The organism is Paenibacillus sp. J22P277 (genome assembly GCF_059383675.1).
Genome location: NZ_JBXENS010000009.1, coordinates 312,833 through 327,632, shown reverse-complemented (window position 1 = coordinate 327,632; position 14,800 = coordinate 312,833). Strand labels below are relative to the sequence as shown.

The following is a 14,800-nucleotide window of genomic DNA, read 5'->3' as shown; positions in this document are numbered from 1 at the left end:
ATACGGGTCATACTATGTAATAAAGGTGAAGATGCGCCGTGCAAAGAAAGCTGCGTTTGCGTAACCGCGAAGATTTCAGCCGGATCTATCGAAACGGCAAATCGTTCGCCAACAGCCAATTCGTCGTGTACTGGTCCCGCCAGCATAAAGCGGAACCGTTCCGCCTCGGCGTCTCGGCCAGCAAGAAAATCGGCAATGCCGTCGTGCGCAACCGAATGAGAAGGCTCGTGAAGGAGATCGTCCGCCATCAGACGGGCCGCATCGCCGACCAGCTCGATTTCATCGTGATCGTACGCAAACCGGCCGTCGGTCTCGGCATAAAGGAACTCGAGAAAAGCATGCTCCACGTCTTGAAGCGGGCAGGGCTTCTGAAGCAGAAATAAAGAGCCTTGAAATCGCTTTACCGCGGGGAGCGGGCTTGTTTCTTTGTGCCATAAAATGTGATATAGTTTAGCTGAATGATTTTGCATCGCTTGCGCCTTTTGATAGGGGCGGCGCTTATGGTACGCAGAGAGGAGATTTACATGTTGTCCCGTATTTCGAAACGAACATGGATAACGGCATTCGCGCTAATTGCCGTGATGTTTTTCTTGAGCGGCTGTTCATCGGCTACTCACCCGGTTTCAATGGATGACTTATCGCACGGGAACTTCTGGCAGCGGCATGTCGTCTACTATTTCTCGCTTGTGTTGGAGAACTTCGCGAAGTGGTTCAACGGCGAGTACGGCATCGCGATTTTGCTGATGGTGGTTATCGTACGTACGTTGATTCTCCCGCTTACGATCAAGCAGTACCGCAGTTCGAAGGCGATGCAGGCTCTGCAGCCGGAACTGGCAAAATTGAAAGAGAAGCACAAAGATAACCCGCAAAAGCAGCAGGAAGAGACGATGAAGCTGTTCCAGCAGCATAAGGTCAATCCGCTGGCAGGCTGTCTCCCGCTGATCGTGCAGATGCCCGTGTTTATCGCGCTCTACAACTCGATCTATATGAATGAGAACATTCGTGAGCATACATTCCTCTGGCTGCAGCTCGGCGAGAAGGACCATACGTATATCCTGCCGATTTTGGCTGCCATCACGACGTTCGTGCAGTCCAAAATGATGCAGTCCCAACAAAAGACGATGCCGGCGATGCAAGGGATCATGATGATCTTCCCGGTGTTGATCTTCGTAATGGCAATATCGTTTCCGTCCGCTCTGCCGTTGTACTGGATCTTCAGCAACACCTATACCATTGTGCAAAATTATTTCCTTTATGTACGCAACTCGCCGAAAGATAAGGAGAGTGTCCCTGCGAAATGAAGAAAATCGTGGCATCGGGTAAAACGATCGAAGATGCTGTAAGAAATGGTTTAATGGAATTGCAAGTATCCGCGGAGCGCGTAAACGTGACCGTGCTGGAGAAACCAAGCAGAGGGTTGTTCGGATTGATCGGAACTCGTTCCGCCAAGGTCGAACTCGTGCTATTGTCCCATAACGAGGTTGCGGCGGAATCCGTGCCGGTCATAACGGCGGCGGCTGCTCCGGCAGCGGACAAGCCTGCTGCGTTAGCGAAAGATGCGATCCTTGAAACGGAACGATTCATTATTGAAGTGGCAAGAACCATGGGGCTTGACATTACGATTGCTCGTAACGATTCAAAAGAAGGATTGACTCTCGCGTTATCCGGCGGCGGGGATCTCGGCATGCTGATCGGACGCCGCGGTCAAACGCTCGATGCTTTGCAATACCTGGTCAATATCGTGGCCAACCGTTATTCCAACAGCCATCTGCGAATCGTGCTCGATGCGGAAGATTTTCGCGATCGTAGACGCAAGACGCTTGAAGATTTATCGGATCGCTTGGCGGGGCATGTCATACGAACTCGAAAAGAAGTCGTTCTCGAGCCGATGGCACCTCACGAGCGCAAGATTATTCATTCGCAGCTTCAGAACCACGCCAGGGTGAAGACGTTCAGCAAAGGCGACGAGCCCAATCGGCGCGTGGTCATTACGCTGAAATAACGATGCATAGCGCTCTATTCAAGCAATGGCTCTTACCGGTCATTGCTCGTTTTTTATTTTGATCCAAGTTAAGAGGGAATACACGATGATGATACAAGACACGATTGCCGCCATTTCGACAGCCGTCGGAGAGGGCGGCATTGCCGTTATTCGGGTAAGCGGGCCGGAGGCCGTGCAAGCCTGCTCGAGTTACTTCCGATCCAAGTCGAATATGGCCGAGGCGAATACGCATACGGTTCATTATGGACACATCTTCGATCCGGCTACGGGAGAAACGGTGGAAGAAATCTTGCTCACGATCATGAGGGGGCCGAGGTCGTTCACGGCGGAAGACGTCGTCGAGCTGAGTACGCACGGCGGCGTAGTAGCCGTTAAGCGCGTGCTGGAGCTGCTGCTGCGTTCCGGCGAGATACGGATTGCGGAGCCGGGTGAATTCACGAAGCGCGCTTTCCTGAACGGCAGGATCGACCTGACGCAGGCGGAGGCGGTTATCGATCTCATCCGGTCGAAGTCGGACCGGGCATTCTCCGTTGCGCTTAAGCAATCCGAAGGCATGCTATCCAAGAAGGTGAAGGCGCTCCGTCACGGATTGATCGAGCTATTGGCTCATATCGAGGTCAATATCGATTATCCCGAGCATGATGTCGAGTCGATGACGAGCAGCTACATTCGGAATCGCTGCGGAGAAGCATGCGAGGAAATTGATCGATTGCTAAAAACGGCCGCGGAAGGCAAGATATTACGGGAAGGTATCGTTACGGCTATCGTCGGCCGGCCGAATGTCGGTAAATCTTCGCTGCTGAATGCACTCGTGCAGGAAAATAAAGCGATCGTAACCGATATTCCCGGCACGACGCGGGATGTGATCGAGGAATATATTACGCTGGGCGGCATTCCGCTCCGGCTTCTGGATACGGCCGGTATTCGCGAGACGGCCGACGTGGTAGAGCGAATCGGCGTCGAGCGTTCGCGTTCGGCGCTTGAGGAAGCGGATCTGATATTGCTTGTGCTAAATGCCAATGAATCGCTCCATCCGGATGACCATGAATTGATGCAGAAGCTGAGCGGTCGGCCTGTCGTCGTATTGTTAAATAAGACGGACCTGCCTGTCGAGCTGGACATAACGGAAGTCGAGAAGCAGTTCCCCTCGGACGCGATTGTACGGTTATCCGTTCTGAAGGAGCAGGGACTTGATGAACTGGAATCGGTCATTAAGCGAATGTTCTTCGGCGGCGAGCTGGAATCGGCCGATCTGACGTATGTCAGCAATGTTCGACATATTACGCTGCTCAATCAAGCCCGCCAGTCGTTGGTGGATGCGATTGAGGCGACGGAAATCGGCATTCCGATTGATATCGTGCAAATTGACGTGCGCACGGCATGGGAGCAATTAGGCGAAATGATAGGCGATTCGGTAGCTGAGTCGCTGATCGATCAAATTTTCTCTCAGTTCTGTTTAGGTAAATAAGTTGTCCAAGTGGCAAGGAGGGATAGGGAAATGGGTTATCATGCGGGTAATTACGATGTCATTGTTATAGGTGCGGGACATGCCGGATGCGAAGCGGCGCTTGCTTCTGCGCGGATGGGAGCGGAGACGCTGCTGCTGACGATCAACCTGGATATGGTGGCGTTCATGCCGTGCAATCCGTCGATCGGCGGTCCGGCTAAAGGTCATGTGGTTAGGGAGATCGACGCGCTCGGCGGCGAGATGGGACGCAATATCGATAAGACGTTCATCCAAATGCGGATGTTGAATACGGGAAAAGGGCCGGCCGTTCATGCGCTGCGCGCGCAAGCCGATAAGTTTCTATATCAGCACTTCATGAAGCAGACGATCGAGGAAACGGAGCATCTGACGCTTCGCCAAGGAATGGCTGAGGATCTGATCATCGAGGACGGAGAATGCGTGGGCATCGTGACCAAGACCGGCGCGGAATACCTTGCGAAAGCGGTCGTCGTGACGACGGGGACGTATCTGCGCGGTAAGGTGATCATGGGCGAACTGATGTACGAGAGCGGTCCGAACAATCAACAACCTTCCATTAAATTGTCGGAAAGCTTGCGCAATCTGGGGCTGCAGCTCGTGCGCTTCAAAACCGGCACGCCGCCGCGGGTGCATGGGGATACGATCGACTTTTCCAAGACGGAGATTCAACCAGGGGACGAGAAGCCGAAATTTTTCTCTTACGAAACGGAATACTCAGATAATGAACAGCTGCCGTGCTGGCTGACGTATACGTCGGAAGAGACGCACCGGATCATCAGCGATAATTTGCACCGTGCCCCGATGTTCTCCGGAGCGATCGAAGGAACAGGGCCGAAATATTGTCCTTCTATTGAAGATAAAATCGTCCGCTTCGCGGATAAGCCGAAGCATCAGATCTTCTTGGAACCGGAAGGCAAGAATACGTCGGAGTACTACGTGCAAGGATTGTCCACGAGCATGCCGGAGGATGTGCAACTGAGCATTCTTCGATCTATTCCAGGACTGGAGAAGGTTGAAATGATGCGCACGGGCTATGCAATCGAATACGATGCCGTAGTACCCACTCAATTGTGGCCATCGCTCGAAACAAAAGTCGTACCCGGTCTATTCACGGCTGGCCAAATCAATGGTACCTCCGGTTATGAGGAAGCGGCCGGCCAAGGCATCATGGCGGGGATTAACGCCGCGCGGAAAGTCCAAGGCAAGCCGCCGGTCATCATCGAGCGCTCGCAAGGCTATATCGGCGTACTTATCGATGACCTCGTCACGAAGGGCACGACGGAGCCGTATCGGCTGCTTACTTCCCGTGCGGAGTATCGTCTCTTGCTTCGACATGACAATGCGGATTTGCGTCTGACGACGACGGGGTATGACATCGGATTGATCTCCGAAGCGCGATATCAAAAATTCACGCTGAAAAAAGCGTTGGTCGAACAAGAAATCGAACGGCTCAAAAGCGTGAAGGTCCGTCCGGAAGAGCATGTACATGCGTTGCTGGATGAGATCGGAACAGCGCCGCTCCAACAAGTCACCGACGCGCTTTCCTTGCTGCGCCGCCCTGAGGTCACGTATGAGCATGTGGAACGTTTGTCGCCTTCGTCTGAATCGCTGACGGAAGACATGAAGGAACAAGTCGAAATTCAGATCAAATACGCCGGCTACATCGAGAAACAGCAGCTGCAAGTCGAACGCATGGCGAAAATGGAGAAAAAGCGTATTCCTGACGATATCGAATACGGGGTCGTCACGAATTTATCCAAGGAAGCAAAACAGAACTTGTCCGACATTCGCCCGCTCTCGATTGGGCAAGCTTCGCGGATCGGCGGCGTTACGCCTGCCGATATTTCGATCCTGCTCGTGTATTTGGAACATTACAATAAGGTTGTCGCAGCGCGGGGGTAATCGATGAATCCGACCGAAACGTGGTTTGCGGATTTGCTTCGGCAGCAGGGAGTGGCGTTGACGCCGCTCCAGCTGCAGCAGTTCCAGACCTATTATGAATTACTCGTCGAATGGAACGAGAAAATGAATTTGACAGGAATTACGGAAAGAGAAGCCGTCTACGAGAAGCATTTCTATGACTCCGTAACCCTTTCTTTATTCGTGAAAATGAACGAGATAGACGTTATGGCCGACATCGGGTCAGGCGCGGGATTCCCAAGCTTGCCGCTGAAAATTTGTTTTCCTCATCTCAAAGTAACAATCGTAGATTCGCTGAATAAACGGATTCAGTTTCTTCGGCATGTCGTCGAATCGCTTAGTCTTGCTGAGGTAACTTGCGTCCACGGCAGGGCGGAGGATATCGGACGATTACCTGCCCATCGAGATACCTATGATCTTGTAACGGCAAGGGCGGTTGCCCGGCTTAGCGGATTGAACGAGCTCTGTCTTCCTTTTGCAAGGAAGGGCGGCGCGTTTGCGGCCATGAAAGGCGCGGATCCTGCAGAGGAAACGCAAGAGGCCAAACGCAGTTTATCCGAGTTAAAGGGGAAGCTTTCGAATATCCACCATCTGAAACTGCCGTTTGAACAATCGGATCGCCATATTATCGTCATCGATAAGCTTGCGGCAACTCCGGCGAAGTATCCAAGAAAAGCAGGTTTACCGTTAAAACAGCCTATCCTATAAAAGCAAAGTGCTCAAGGCGGAAATGTTTCACGTGGAACAATAATAGCATTGATATTTGTTCGGAATATCGCGTTGTCAAGCAGGAAATCAACTTGCAGCCGACGAATGTTATAGAAACGACAAACTCGGCATTTTGAAATCGGGTGGTATGTTGACGCTATGAAAGAACAATTCTCTCGTTTATTCGGTTTGAGCGATCAGAAGAGTACGAACCTTGATGAAGTGAAACACATTCCGATCGTTGAAGTAGATACGAGTCCTTATCAGCCGCGAACGGTATTCGACGATGATCGAATCGACGAGCTCAGCCAAACCATTCGAACACATGGCGTCATTCAGCCGATTGTTGTTCGGGCACGCAATGGACGGTACGAAATTATTGCGGGCGAGCGCCGATTCCGCGCAGTAAAGAAACTAGGTCTCGATACGATTCCTGCCATTATTCGAGAATTCAACGATTCGCAAGCAGCCTCCATAGCTTTGATCGAAAACTTGCAGCGAGAAGGACTTACATCGATTGAAGAAGCGGTCGCATACCAAAAGTTGATTGATCTGCACAATCTAACGCAAGAGAGCTTGGCGCAGCGGCTTGGTAAAAGCCAATCAACCATCGCAAACAAGATTCGGTTGTTGGGACTCGGAGAAATCGTTAAAAACGCCCTAATGGAGCGTAAAATCACGGAACGGCATGCCAGAGCGCTGTTATCGCTTGATTCCGAAGAGTTGCAGCTCAAAGTGTTGGACGACATTTTGACGAAAGAGTTGAACGTGAAACAGACCGAAGCACGAGTCGCTTTCTATAAAGAAACGGTGCAAACCGCGGCTAAAAAAGCGAAACGGGTCTCGTTTACGAAAGACGTTCGGCTGGCCTTGAATACCATTCGGCAATCGATTGACATGGTTTCGGGTTCAGGACTTCAAATCAAGACCGATGAACAAGATTTCGAAGATCATTACGAGATCGTAATCAAGATTCCGAAACGCTAATAGCTTTGCTGACAGCCGTCCAGTTATGGGACGGCATCGTCATTTTGTCTATTAGTATTTGCTAGATGCAATAATAGCTGCAAAAATAGATAGGAGTTCATTCGACTCCAATAAGTTATCAGCATAGAGGTGAACGGTTTGTCTAAAACGATTGCAATAACGAACCAGAAGGGCGGTGTCGGAAAAACGACCACGTCCGTCAATCTGGGCGCGTGCCTGGCTTCGCTGGGCAAGAAGGTGCTGCTAGTCGATATTGACCCTCAGGGAAATACGACGAGCGGGATCGGGATCAATAAAGCGGATGTAGCGCATTGTATTTATGATGTGCTTATTAATGACGTGCATCCGAATGAGGCCACCTGTCAGACGAATATCGAAGGTTTGAACATTCTTCCTGCGACGATTCAGCTGGCCGGTGCGGAGATTGAATTGGTACCCACGATTTCACGCGAACAAAGATTGAAGAAGTCGCTTGCGCTCGTGAAAAATCAGTATGATTATATCCTTATTGATTGCCCGCCTTCGCTTGGCATTCTGACTATCAACTCGTTGACAGCTTCGGATTCCGTCATTATTCCAATTCAATGCGAATATTACGCGCTGGAAGGTTTAAGCCAGCTCTTGAATACAGTTCGTTTGGTGCAGAAACATTTGAACACATCGCTTCAAATCGAAGGCGTGCTGCTCACGATGTTCGATGCGCGGACGAACCTTGGCATACAAGTTATTGAAGAAGTGAAGAAGTATTTTCAGCAAAAGGTATATCAGACGATCATTCCGCGTAATGTTCGCTTGAGCGAAGCGCCTTCGCATGGGCAATCGATCATTACCTATGATCCACGCTCTAAAGGGGCAGAGGTTTACCTTGAACTCGCGAAGGAAGTGATTATGTATGAGCAAGCGGCTAGGTAGAGGACTTGATGCGCTTATTCCATCGCTTTCCGTAAACGAAGACGACAAGGTTGTTGAGGTTTCGCTGACGCAGCTTAGACCGAATCCCTATCAACCGCGTAAAACGTTCGACGATGATGCCATCAAAGAACTGGCGGAATCCATTAAGCAACATGGCGTGATTCAACCGATCATCGTTCGGACGGTTCTTAAAGGGTACGAAATCATAGCGGGCGAGCGGCGCTTCCGCGCATCGCAATTGTGCGGTAATCCGACTATCCCGGCAGTCGTGCGCAACTTCTCGGATATGCAAGTAATGGAGATTGCACTTATCGAAAACTTGCAGCGCGAGGATTTGAACGCGATTGAGCTGTCGATCGCTTATCAAGCATTAATGGACAAGTTTAATTTGACGCAAGAGGAGCTCTCGTTGAAGGTCGGCAAATCCAGATCCCACATTGCCAACTTCCTGAGGTTGCATTCGCTCCCGGAACAGATCAAGGAGAATGTTTCACGTGGAACATTGTCCATGGGTCACGCAAGGGCCATCGTAGGCGTGAAAGAAGATTCCCGGAAGAAAGAACTGGCTGAACTATCGATTGCAAATGAATGGAGCGTTAGACAACTGGAGGAAGCCATTAAGAACTTGGATCAGCCGAATCCAGTAAAGGCGAAGGAAACTGCTTCTAATAAGAAGAAAGATCCTTACATTGATCAGGTCGAGGAAACGCTGCGCGAACAATTCAAAACAACCGTCAAGATTAAACAACAAAAGGATAAAGGCCGTATCGAGCTGATGTATTATAACAAACAAGACTTGGAACGTTTGCTTGAACTGTTGCAACACTTATCATAATAAAGAAGCACCCATTAATAGCATACTTGATTGGCGGGGTTTGATGCAGGTCCGCCAATCAAGTATGCTATTGTTAAGATTAAGCGGAGGGAGGCGGAGTGATGGCGGAGCAGCCGGTGGATAAACCGTTCATTTACTTGGATCACGCGGCCACATCATGGCCTAAACCATCTGCCGTGGTCGATGCGGTGAAAGAAGCGATGGAGCGGGATAGTGCCAATCCTGGCAGAGGATCTCATGCGATGGCGGTTCGGGCGAGCCGGATTTTATTTGAGACACGCAGATCGCTTGCGAAACTATTCGTTGTCAAAAATCCAAATGATATCTCGTTCGGGCTGAATACGACGATGGCGCTCAATACGGCGATCAAAGGAGTTCTTAAACCGGGCGATCATGTTGTTGCAACCGCGGTGGAGCATAACTCCGTACGCAGGCCGCTGGAGTATTTGAAGCGACTAGGCGTCATCGACGTAACCTATGTAGAAGCGGACGAGACAGGGCAGTTGGATGCGAAACAGGTGGAGCTAGCCATCCGATCGAATACGAAGCTGGCGGTTGTGAATCACAGCTCAAATCTGCTCGGCTCCATATTGCCGATCGCGGATATTGGGGAAGTGACCAGACGCAGCGGAGTCAAGCTGCTTGTGGATGCGGCGCAAACGGCGGGTCTGTTGCAAATCGACGTAGAAGGCATGGGGATTGATATGCTCGCGTTTCCGGGCCATAAAGGGCTGTTGGGGCCGCAAGGAACCGGCGGGCTATACGTTCACCCGGAAGTGGACCTAGAGCCGCTCCTGCATGGCGGTACGGGCAGTCAGTCGGAGTCCGTCGAACAGCCTTCCGTGCGTCCCGACAGATATGAAGCGGGAACGCAAAATACCGCCGGCATCAGCGGTCTGCGGGCAGGGGTACAGCATGTCCTGCATGAGACCGTTCAAAACATCCATACTAAAGAATGGGCATTGACGCAGCTGATGATGGATGGGCTTCTGGCCGTGAAAGGCGTGCGACTTTTGGGACCGGAGTTGGGGAAACCGAGAACCGGCATCGTGTCATTTGTCATGGAGGGAGCGGATCCGTCGGAGATCGGGTTTATTTTGGACCAGCACTACAACACGGCCGTACGGACAGGGTTTCATTGTACGCCGCTGGCCCATGAAACTGCAGGGACGTTGGAGACGGGAGCGATACGTGCAAGCGTGGGGTGCTTTACGACTTCTGAAGAGGTGGACGCCTTCGTTGGGGCTGTGAACGAAATTGGCCGACATTACAGCTAAAGAGCACCGAATGGGGAGAGAAACGCATCATGGATCAATGGATTGAGAGGCCGTTCGATTGGGCAATGGCCGGAATGCTTGCCGGACTTATTATTATTGTATTGCTTTTGCTGATTCGGAATTTCGTGTTGGGCAGCAAATTAAAGAAACTGAGGAAGAACTACACGCAATTCATGAGCGGTTCGGGCGTTGATGGATTGGAAACCATCATTATCGAATTGAAGCAGCGGCTGCAGGAGCAGGAAGAGCAGCACCGCAGCTTGAAGAAAACGGTTGTCGCATTGAGCGAAACCATGAAAAAGAAAAAAGGCAATATCGGTATTCATCGCTACAATGCTTTTGCAGAACGAGGCAGCGATCTCAGTTTTTCCGTTGCGCTCATCAATGACGATAAAGACGGCATGGTAATGAGCGGGATTCATGGCCGCGACAATACGTTCGTCTATGCAAAGCCGGTCAAAGAAGGGCAGTCTGCCTATACCTTGACCCCTGAAGAAATCGAAGCGATCAATCTTGCGTTGCTGCAGGATAAGTAGCAGGACGCGTGCATTTCATAATGGACGAGAATAGACTGTGCGCAATGATGTCGGACATGCGGATGACCAGGTGCAGACGCGTGTTTTGCAGGACGAAATATTCCATGAATCCGCCGACGTTCACGATGCCGGTGATATGAATATCGCCGACGGGAGGCAGGTCCTTGTTCACGCCCGCGCCGGGCCTGACCGGTCCCGTCCCGACTTGAATGCAGCCGACGCTCGCCGCTTGGCCAAGGCAGGCATCGATGCCGATCACGAACGGCTTGCGGACATGCTTATTGATGTCGATCAGCGTCTCATCCAAATTCATGGCGTGAACCGGTTCCTCCAACGTGCCGTATAAGTCGAAGAACGGGCTCCTGTATTTGCTGAGTGAGGTGCCGACGAGAGGGCCGAGCGAGTCGCCCGTGGAGCGGTCGGTGCCGACGCAAACGACGACAATTCTGCGATCAGGGGACACATTGTCCAATAAATAGGTCATACGATTAATAAGAAGTCCGGTGATGTTGGGCTCCGTGTAAGGCACCTTAAGCGGCGTTTCTTTCATCCCTGGCAGTCTCATAGATTCCCCTCCCGCAAAACGCTATGAATATACGGCGGATAGTCAGCGGTTCCAGGTACGAAATTGATAGAGCCGCCGGCCTTGCGCTTGGTTACTAGTATATGGATGGGACAACCATTTTATACTTGCCCGCAGGGAGAAATGTTCAATAAAATCAGTCAGGAGGCGAGGAGCCATGCTGATCGCGTTCGACTCCACCCAGCAGGCGCTGCGGGCAGAGATGCTATTAGAATACGCGGAGATTGAAATAGATATGTACCCCACGCCGAAGCAGATCACGGCCGGCTGCGCGCTTTCTATTCAATTTCCGGAAGAAGATTTGCTAGCCGTCCAGGAGGTCATCGTTCAAGAAAAGGTGGAAATCAGGGGGATTTTCAAACAGGTGGAGGATCGTTACGAAGCGGTCGCGATGTGAAGAATAGAACGTTGGAGATGAAAAACCCGATGAGGACACCAAATGCAGGGAGAGCCTTATAAAGAGGAGGAACGGAACGGGATGGAGAGAAAGCAGTTCGAACTTGGGGACGTCGTACAAATGAAGAAACAGCATCCGTGCGGCACGAATGAAATGGAGATTATCCGCATGGGGATGGACATTCGAATCAAATGCGTGGGTTGCAAGCACAGCGTGCTCATCCCTCGGGCAAAGTTCGAAAAGAACTTGAAAAAAGTGCTTCGATCCGCCGCGGATTCGCAGCAAAACGAAGGGGAAAACAATTTGTCAACGCCGGAATAAAAAGGCTTGCATTCGGACGAGCCGCGTGATAAGATATTCCTTGCTGACTGACAAACACATGGAGAGGTACCCAAGAGGCCCAAGGGGGCTGACTCGAAATCAGTTAGGCGTGTCACAGCGTGCGTGGGTTCGAATCCCACCCTCTCCGCCATAACCCCTTAAACGCGAAGCGATCCTAATGGATCGCTTTTTTGGTTCTTCTTCATTTATATATATTTGCGGTTACGTGGAGGCAGTAGGTATGCAATCGTAACCGTTGCGCTGAGTCGTGGCACCTGCGACGTCAAGACTGCTAACAACAGAGATGCCTCGGCGTTTGTGGTCTGGACATGTAATCGCAGTCGGCTGAGACGAGCAGAGAAAGGCGGGGCAGGGCGAGGGGTAGGGAGTCCCCGAGAGTGCTTGATCGATTGAGGCGAAGCAGTGCCGTGTGTCGGCCGTGAGCCTACCGAGCACACAATGCGCAATCATCGCAGCACAGGAAAAAAGGGCTCTTGCGAGCCCTCTTCCCGACGGTGCTTAGTTTTGCAGAAAACAGTCGTCACAAAGCTTTCGTCGAAACCTTGGTTCACCGATCTGATCGGTGCGCGTGTGTTACAGACAAGTGTCTTTGGCACAACCCTCCGCTTCTATGCTGAGTGGACAGAATCTCCTTGAGGATCAAGCACATTGACGTTCAATGGAACCACACCTCTCACTTGTTCACCGTCATGAATTATAATGCCTCGAGGCCAAGCGAATTATGCAATGGCCCGGATGAAAAAATTAATGCATTCGTTTCCACTTGCGGTCCTTGTTCGACGTCGAAGGAAACTGTTCGCCTTTCTTCAAATGCACCTTCTTCGGATCGTTTACGCCCATGTGAAACGAGGCCTCGCCGATCTCGATGTACGTGCCGTCGTTCGGCGCGTGATCGCCCGGCCGAAATTCCGTCCATTCGCCCATTGCTGCTGCACCTCCGTCATGAGTCCTTGCGGGGAGGGGAAACCCCGGCTTCTAGTTTGCGCCTCAAGCGCGGCCCGCATGAACGGAAGAATGAGGGAGGACGAGCAGCAAATCCTTACTTGTCAAGTGGGCACCAAATTTGATATAGTATTCAGGTATGCGAGAAAGCACTCTAGCTCGCTCCTTGCTCCCATAAGGGGGCCGCATAGTCCAAGAGGAGGTGAAACAAATGCGCAAATACGAAGTGATGTACATCATTCGTCCGGAAGTGGAACAAGAATCGGTTCAAGCCCTGACCGAAAAGTTCCAAGCAATCATCGGAAACGGTGGAGAGATCACAAAGCATGACGTGATCGGTAAGCGCCGCCTTGCGTATGAGATCAACAAGATTCGTGACGGTATCTACGTGCTGGTTCATTTCAACGCAACGCCAGAAGTTGTGAACGAACTTGACCGCGTCATGAAAATTACGGATGAAGTTATCCGTTTCTTGATCACGAAAGATGTAGCCTAGTCTCATCGGACGACGCAAGCGATGTTTTGATTGGAGGCGATAAACGATGTTGAACCGCGTTATTCTCATCGGCAGACTAACAAGGGATCCTGAAATGCGCTATACGCCTGCAGGCGTTGCGGTAACGCAATTTACGCTTGCAGTGGATCGACCGTTCTCAAGCGGCGGCGGACAAGGCGGCGAACGCGAACGCGAAGCGGATTTTATTCCGATCGTCACGTGGCGTCAGCTGGCCGAGACCTGTGCCAACTATTTACGCAAGGGCCGTTTAGCGGCGGTCGAAGGCCGCATGCAGGTTCGGAATTACGAGAACAACGAAGGCAAGCGCGTCTACGTGACGGAAGTCATTGCCGATAACGTGCGTTTCTTGGAATCCGCGAACCGGGACGGCAATAGCCCGCGTGAAGAAGGCGGCGGCAATTACGGCGGAGGCAACGGAAACTTCGGCGGTGGCGGTCAAGGCGGCTACGGCGGCGGTGGAGGTAGTCAAGGCGGTGGTGGAGGCAACCAAGGCGGCGGTCAAGGCGGAGGCGGACGTTCAGGAGGTACACCTCGGAACAACAACGGCCGTGATCCATTCTCGGATGACGGGCGCCCGATCGATATATCGGAAGATGATTTGCCATTCTAAACGAAAGGACGGATGAACATGAGCTTTAAGCAAAGAGATGGTGGCGACGAGCGTCCAGAACGCAAATTCGGCGGCCGCAAAGGCCGTAACAAACGTCGTAAAGTATGTTTCTTCACCGCTAACAAAATTACGCACATTGACTATAAAGATACGGACCTGCTTCGTAAATTTATCAGCGAACGCGGCAAAATCCTGCCACGTCGCGTAACGGGAACAAGCGCGAAGTACCAACGCCTGCTGACGATCGCAATCAAGCGTTCGCGTCAAGTAGCGCTGTTGCCTTACACAACGGAATAGGAACGGACAAGAAGGCAGCCGAATCCGGCTGCCTTTTTTGCGTTTCGGCAACGATCAGAATTTGGAGGCTTGCTGCTCGGCCATGTCGCCGACGACCGGCAGCTTGTACCATCGGCCCTGCAAGGCGAGGAGCATTAAGGCAATCCATAAAACAAATGTCAGCGGAGTTAGCAATACGCCAAGAATCCAGCCGATAAACGGGATGAAGCCGAGCACAATACTGATAATGAACCAAGCCACCGACAGCAGTATGGACTGCATCGCATGGAATTTCACGAACGAGCTCCGTTTCTCCAGCGCGAGGAACAGCAGGCCCGTCACGAAAGCGCCCAAATAGCAGAGCAGCCCGACGATCTTGGGATCCATGCCGGTCGATGAGCGGTCCGGCGCAAAATGCGGCGCTTGCATCAGGCAGCCACTCCTTCCTTTTGTTAGGTATTTATTCGCAT

At 51.6% G+C, this 14,800-nt stretch carries 19 protein-coding genes and 1 tRNA gene; 17 read left to right on the top strand and 3 right to left on the bottom strand.

Annotated elements, in window-relative coordinates:
* Nucleotides 1-38: 38 nt before the first annotated feature.
* The 11 genes from rnpA to AC50YL_RS30870 all read left to right on the top strand — a co-directional run bounded on the left by rnpA (nucleotide 39) and on the right by AC50YL_RS30870 (nucleotide 10,663).
* Entirely contained in the window at nucleotides 39-383 is a 345-nt protein-coding gene (gene rnpA / locus AC50YL_RS30920) for a ribonuclease P protein component (RefSeq protein ID WP_494837129.1), read from the top strand.
* 117 nt (nucleotides 384-500) lie between these two features.
* Nucleotides 501-1,301 carry a YidC/Oxa1 family membrane protein insertase gene (locus tag AC50YL_RS30915; RefSeq protein ID WP_494837127.1) on the top strand — a complete coding sequence of 267 codons (801 nt, stop codon included), beginning with the start codon at nucleotides 501-503 and terminating at the stop codon, nucleotides 1,299-1,301.
* Complete coding sequence (gene jag, locus AC50YL_RS30910; RefSeq protein WP_494837126.1) at nucleotides 1,298-2,002, top strand: RNA-binding cell elongation regulator Jag/EloR; 705 nt, start codon at nucleotides 1,298-1,300, stop codon at nucleotides 2,000-2,002. Before AC50YL_RS30915 ends, jag begins: the two co-directional genes overlap by 4 nt.
* An 88-nt stretch (nucleotides 2,003-2,090) precedes the next feature.
* A complete protein-coding gene (gene mnmE / locus AC50YL_RS30905; protein WP_494837162.1) occupies nucleotides 2,091-3,470 on the top strand; it encodes a tRNA uridine-5-carboxymethylaminomethyl(34) synthesis GTPase MnmE in 1,380 nt (459 codons plus the stop codon).
* Nucleotides 3,471-3,500: 30 nt separating this feature from the next.
* Complete coding sequence (gene mnmG / locus AC50YL_RS30900; RefSeq protein WP_494837124.1) at nucleotides 3,501-5,390, top strand: tRNA uridine-5-carboxymethylaminomethyl(34) synthesis enzyme MnmG; 1,890 nt, start codon at nucleotides 3,501-3,503, stop codon at nucleotides 5,388-5,390.
* A gap of 3 nt (nucleotides 5,391-5,393) precedes the next feature.
* Entirely contained in the window at nucleotides 5,394-6,116 is a 723-nt protein-coding gene (rsmG, locus tag AC50YL_RS30895; RefSeq protein WP_494837123.1) for a 16S rRNA (guanine(527)-N(7))-methyltransferase RsmG, read from the top strand.
* A 159-nt stretch (nucleotides 6,117-6,275) separates the two neighbouring features.
* The gene (noc, locus tag AC50YL_RS30890; protein ID WP_494837121.1) at nucleotides 6,276-7,103 is read left to right on the top strand and encodes a nucleoid occlusion protein; all 828 of its coding nucleotides are present in this window, start codon (nucleotides 6,276-6,278) and stop codon (nucleotides 7,101-7,103) included.
* 138 nt (nucleotides 7,104-7,241) lie between these two features.
* Nucleotides 7,242-8,015, top strand: a complete 774-nt coding sequence (locus AC50YL_RS30885; protein WP_161743873.1) for a ParA family protein — start codon at nucleotides 7,242-7,244, stop codon at nucleotides 8,013-8,015.
* Entirely contained in the window at nucleotides 7,996-8,850 is an 855-nt protein-coding gene (locus tag AC50YL_RS30880) for a ParB/RepB/Spo0J family partition protein (RefSeq protein WP_494837118.1), read from the top strand. The genes AC50YL_RS30885 and AC50YL_RS30880 overlap by 20 nt, the downstream gene beginning before the upstream one ends.
* Before the next feature lie 101 nt (nucleotides 8,851-8,951).
* Complete coding sequence (locus AC50YL_RS30875) at nucleotides 8,952-10,127, top strand: aminotransferase class V-fold PLP-dependent enzyme (protein ID WP_494837116.1); 1,176 nt, start codon at nucleotides 8,952-8,954, stop codon at nucleotides 10,125-10,127.
* Between the two features lie 29 nt (nucleotides 10,128-10,156).
* On the top strand, nucleotides 10,157-10,663 hold the full coding sequence (locus tag AC50YL_RS30870) for a DUF4446 family protein (protein ID WP_494837115.1): 507 nt from the start codon (nucleotides 10,157-10,159) through the stop codon (nucleotides 10,661-10,663).
* On the opposite strand, the gene yyaC is transcribed toward AC50YL_RS30870, so the two are convergent.
* Entirely contained in the window at nucleotides 10,635-11,228 is a 594-nt protein-coding gene (yyaC, locus tag AC50YL_RS30865) for a spore protease YyaC (protein ID WP_494837114.1), read from the bottom strand. The two genes, AC50YL_RS30870 and yyaC, sit on opposite strands and share 29 nt — an antisense overlap.
* Nucleotides 11,229-11,403: 175 nt before the next feature.
* Between yyaC and AC50YL_RS30860 the strand changes: the two genes are divergently transcribed.
* The 3 genes from AC50YL_RS30860 (at nucleotide 11,404) to AC50YL_RS30850 (ending at nucleotide 12,115) form a co-directional block, all read left to right on the top strand.
* Complete coding sequence (locus AC50YL_RS30860) at nucleotides 11,404-11,643, top strand: putative Se/S carrier protein (RefSeq protein ID WP_494837113.1); 240 nt, start codon at nucleotides 11,404-11,406, stop codon at nucleotides 11,641-11,643.
* 81 nt (nucleotides 11,644-11,724) lie between these two features.
* Nucleotides 11,725-11,964, top strand: a complete 240-nt coding sequence (locus AC50YL_RS30855) for a DUF951 domain-containing protein (RefSeq protein WP_494837112.1) — start codon at nucleotides 11,725-11,727, stop codon at nucleotides 11,962-11,964.
* A 60-nt stretch (nucleotides 11,965-12,024) separates the two neighbouring features.
* Nucleotides 12,025-12,115 (top strand) — tRNA-Ser (locus AC50YL_RS30850).
* Nucleotides 12,116-12,729: 614 nt separating this feature from the next.
* On the opposite strand, the gene AC50YL_RS30845 is transcribed toward AC50YL_RS30850, so the two are convergent.
* Entirely contained in the window at nucleotides 12,730-12,909 is a 180-nt protein-coding gene (locus tag AC50YL_RS30845; RefSeq protein ID WP_161743878.1) for a YjzC family protein, read from the bottom strand.
* A 229-nt stretch (nucleotides 12,910-13,138) separates the two neighbouring features.
* On the opposite strand from AC50YL_RS30845, the gene rpsF reads away from it, so the two are divergent.
* From rpsF to rpsR, 3 genes are read left to right on the top strand one after another with little or no spacing between them, the layout of a single operon-like run.
* Nucleotides 13,139-13,423: a 30S ribosomal protein S6 gene (rpsF, locus tag AC50YL_RS30840; protein WP_494837110.1), complete on the top strand. Its 285-nt coding sequence runs from the start codon at nucleotides 13,139-13,141 to the stop codon at nucleotides 13,421-13,423.
* A 46-nt stretch (nucleotides 13,424-13,469) separates the two neighbouring features.
* Nucleotides 13,470-14,054: a single-stranded DNA-binding protein gene (locus AC50YL_RS30835; protein ID WP_494837108.1), complete on the top strand. Its 585-nt coding sequence runs from the start codon at nucleotides 13,470-13,472 to the stop codon at nucleotides 14,052-14,054.
* A gap of 18 nt (nucleotides 14,055-14,072) precedes the next feature.
* On the top strand, nucleotides 14,073-14,351 hold the full coding sequence (gene rpsR, locus AC50YL_RS30830; RefSeq protein ID WP_090649321.1) for a 30S ribosomal protein S18: 279 nt from the start codon (nucleotides 14,073-14,075) through the stop codon (nucleotides 14,349-14,351).
* A 54-nt stretch (nucleotides 14,352-14,405) separates the two neighbouring features.
* On the opposite strand, the gene AC50YL_RS30825 is transcribed toward rpsR, so the two are convergent.
* Nucleotides 14,406-14,759: a DUF4870 domain-containing protein gene (locus tag AC50YL_RS30825; RefSeq protein WP_494837106.1), complete on the bottom strand. Its 354-nt coding sequence runs from the start codon at nucleotides 14,757-14,759 to the stop codon at nucleotides 14,406-14,408.
* Between the last annotated feature and the right edge of the window lie 41 nt (nucleotides 14,760-14,800).

What these genes read in the sequence shown, in the direction of transcription:
- AC50YL_RS30870 (WP_494837115.1), top strand. Translation starts at nt 10,157, where the DNA reads ATGGATCAATGGATTGAGAGGCCGTTCGATTGGGCAATGGCCGGAATG.
- rsmG (WP_494837123.1), top strand. Translation starts at nt 5,394, where the DNA reads ATGAATCCGACCGAAACGTGGTTTGCGGATTTGCTTCGGCAGCAGGGA.
- mnmE (WP_494837162.1), top strand. Translation starts at nt 2,091, where the DNA reads ATGATACAAGACACGATTGCCGCCATTTCGACAGCCGTCGGAGAGGGC.
- AC50YL_RS30855 (WP_494837112.1), top strand. Translation starts at nt 11,725, where the DNA reads ATGGAGAGAAAGCAGTTCGAACTTGGGGACGTCGTACAAATGAAGAAA.
- jag (WP_494837126.1), top strand. Translation starts at nt 1,298, where the DNA reads ATGAAGAAAATCGTGGCATCGGGTAAAACGATCGAAGATGCTGTAAGA.
- AC50YL_RS30915 (WP_494837127.1), top strand. Translation starts at nt 501, where the DNA reads ATGGTACGCAGAGAGGAGATTTACATGTTGTCCCGTATTTCGAAACGA.
- yyaC (WP_494837114.1), bottom strand. Translation starts at nt 11,228, where the DNA reads ATGAGACTGCCAGGGATGAAAGAAACGCCGCTTAAGGTGCCTTACACG.
- noc (WP_494837121.1), top strand. Translation starts at nt 6,276, where the DNA reads ATGAAAGAACAATTCTCTCGTTTATTCGGTTTGAGCGATCAGAAGAGT.
- AC50YL_RS30825 (WP_494837106.1), bottom strand. Translation starts at nt 14,759, where the DNA reads ATGCAAGCGCCGCATTTTGCGCCGGACCGCTCATCGACCGGCATGGAT.
- rpsR (WP_090649321.1), top strand. Translation starts at nt 14,073, where the DNA reads ATGAGCTTTAAGCAAAGAGATGGTGGCGACGAGCGTCCAGAACGCAAA.
- AC50YL_RS30880 (WP_494837118.1), top strand. Translation starts at nt 7,996, where the DNA reads ATGAGCAAGCGGCTAGGTAGAGGACTTGATGCGCTTATTCCATCGCTT.
- AC50YL_RS30875 (WP_494837116.1), top strand. Translation starts at nt 8,952, where the DNA reads ATGGCGGAGCAGCCGGTGGATAAACCGTTCATTTACTTGGATCACGCG.
- mnmG (WP_494837124.1), top strand. Translation starts at nt 3,501, where the DNA reads ATGGGTTATCATGCGGGTAATTACGATGTCATTGTTATAGGTGCGGGA.
- AC50YL_RS30835 (WP_494837108.1), top strand. Translation starts at nt 13,470, where the DNA reads ATGTTGAACCGCGTTATTCTCATCGGCAGACTAACAAGGGATCCTGAA.
- AC50YL_RS30860 (WP_494837113.1), top strand. Translation starts at nt 11,404, where the DNA reads ATGCTGATCGCGTTCGACTCCACCCAGCAGGCGCTGCGGGCAGAGATG.
- rpsF (WP_494837110.1), top strand. Translation starts at nt 13,139, where the DNA reads ATGCGCAAATACGAAGTGATGTACATCATTCGTCCGGAAGTGGAACAA.
- AC50YL_RS30845 (WP_161743878.1), bottom strand. Translation starts at nt 12,909, where the DNA reads ATGGGCGAATGGACGGAATTTCGGCCGGGCGATCACGCGCCGAACGAC.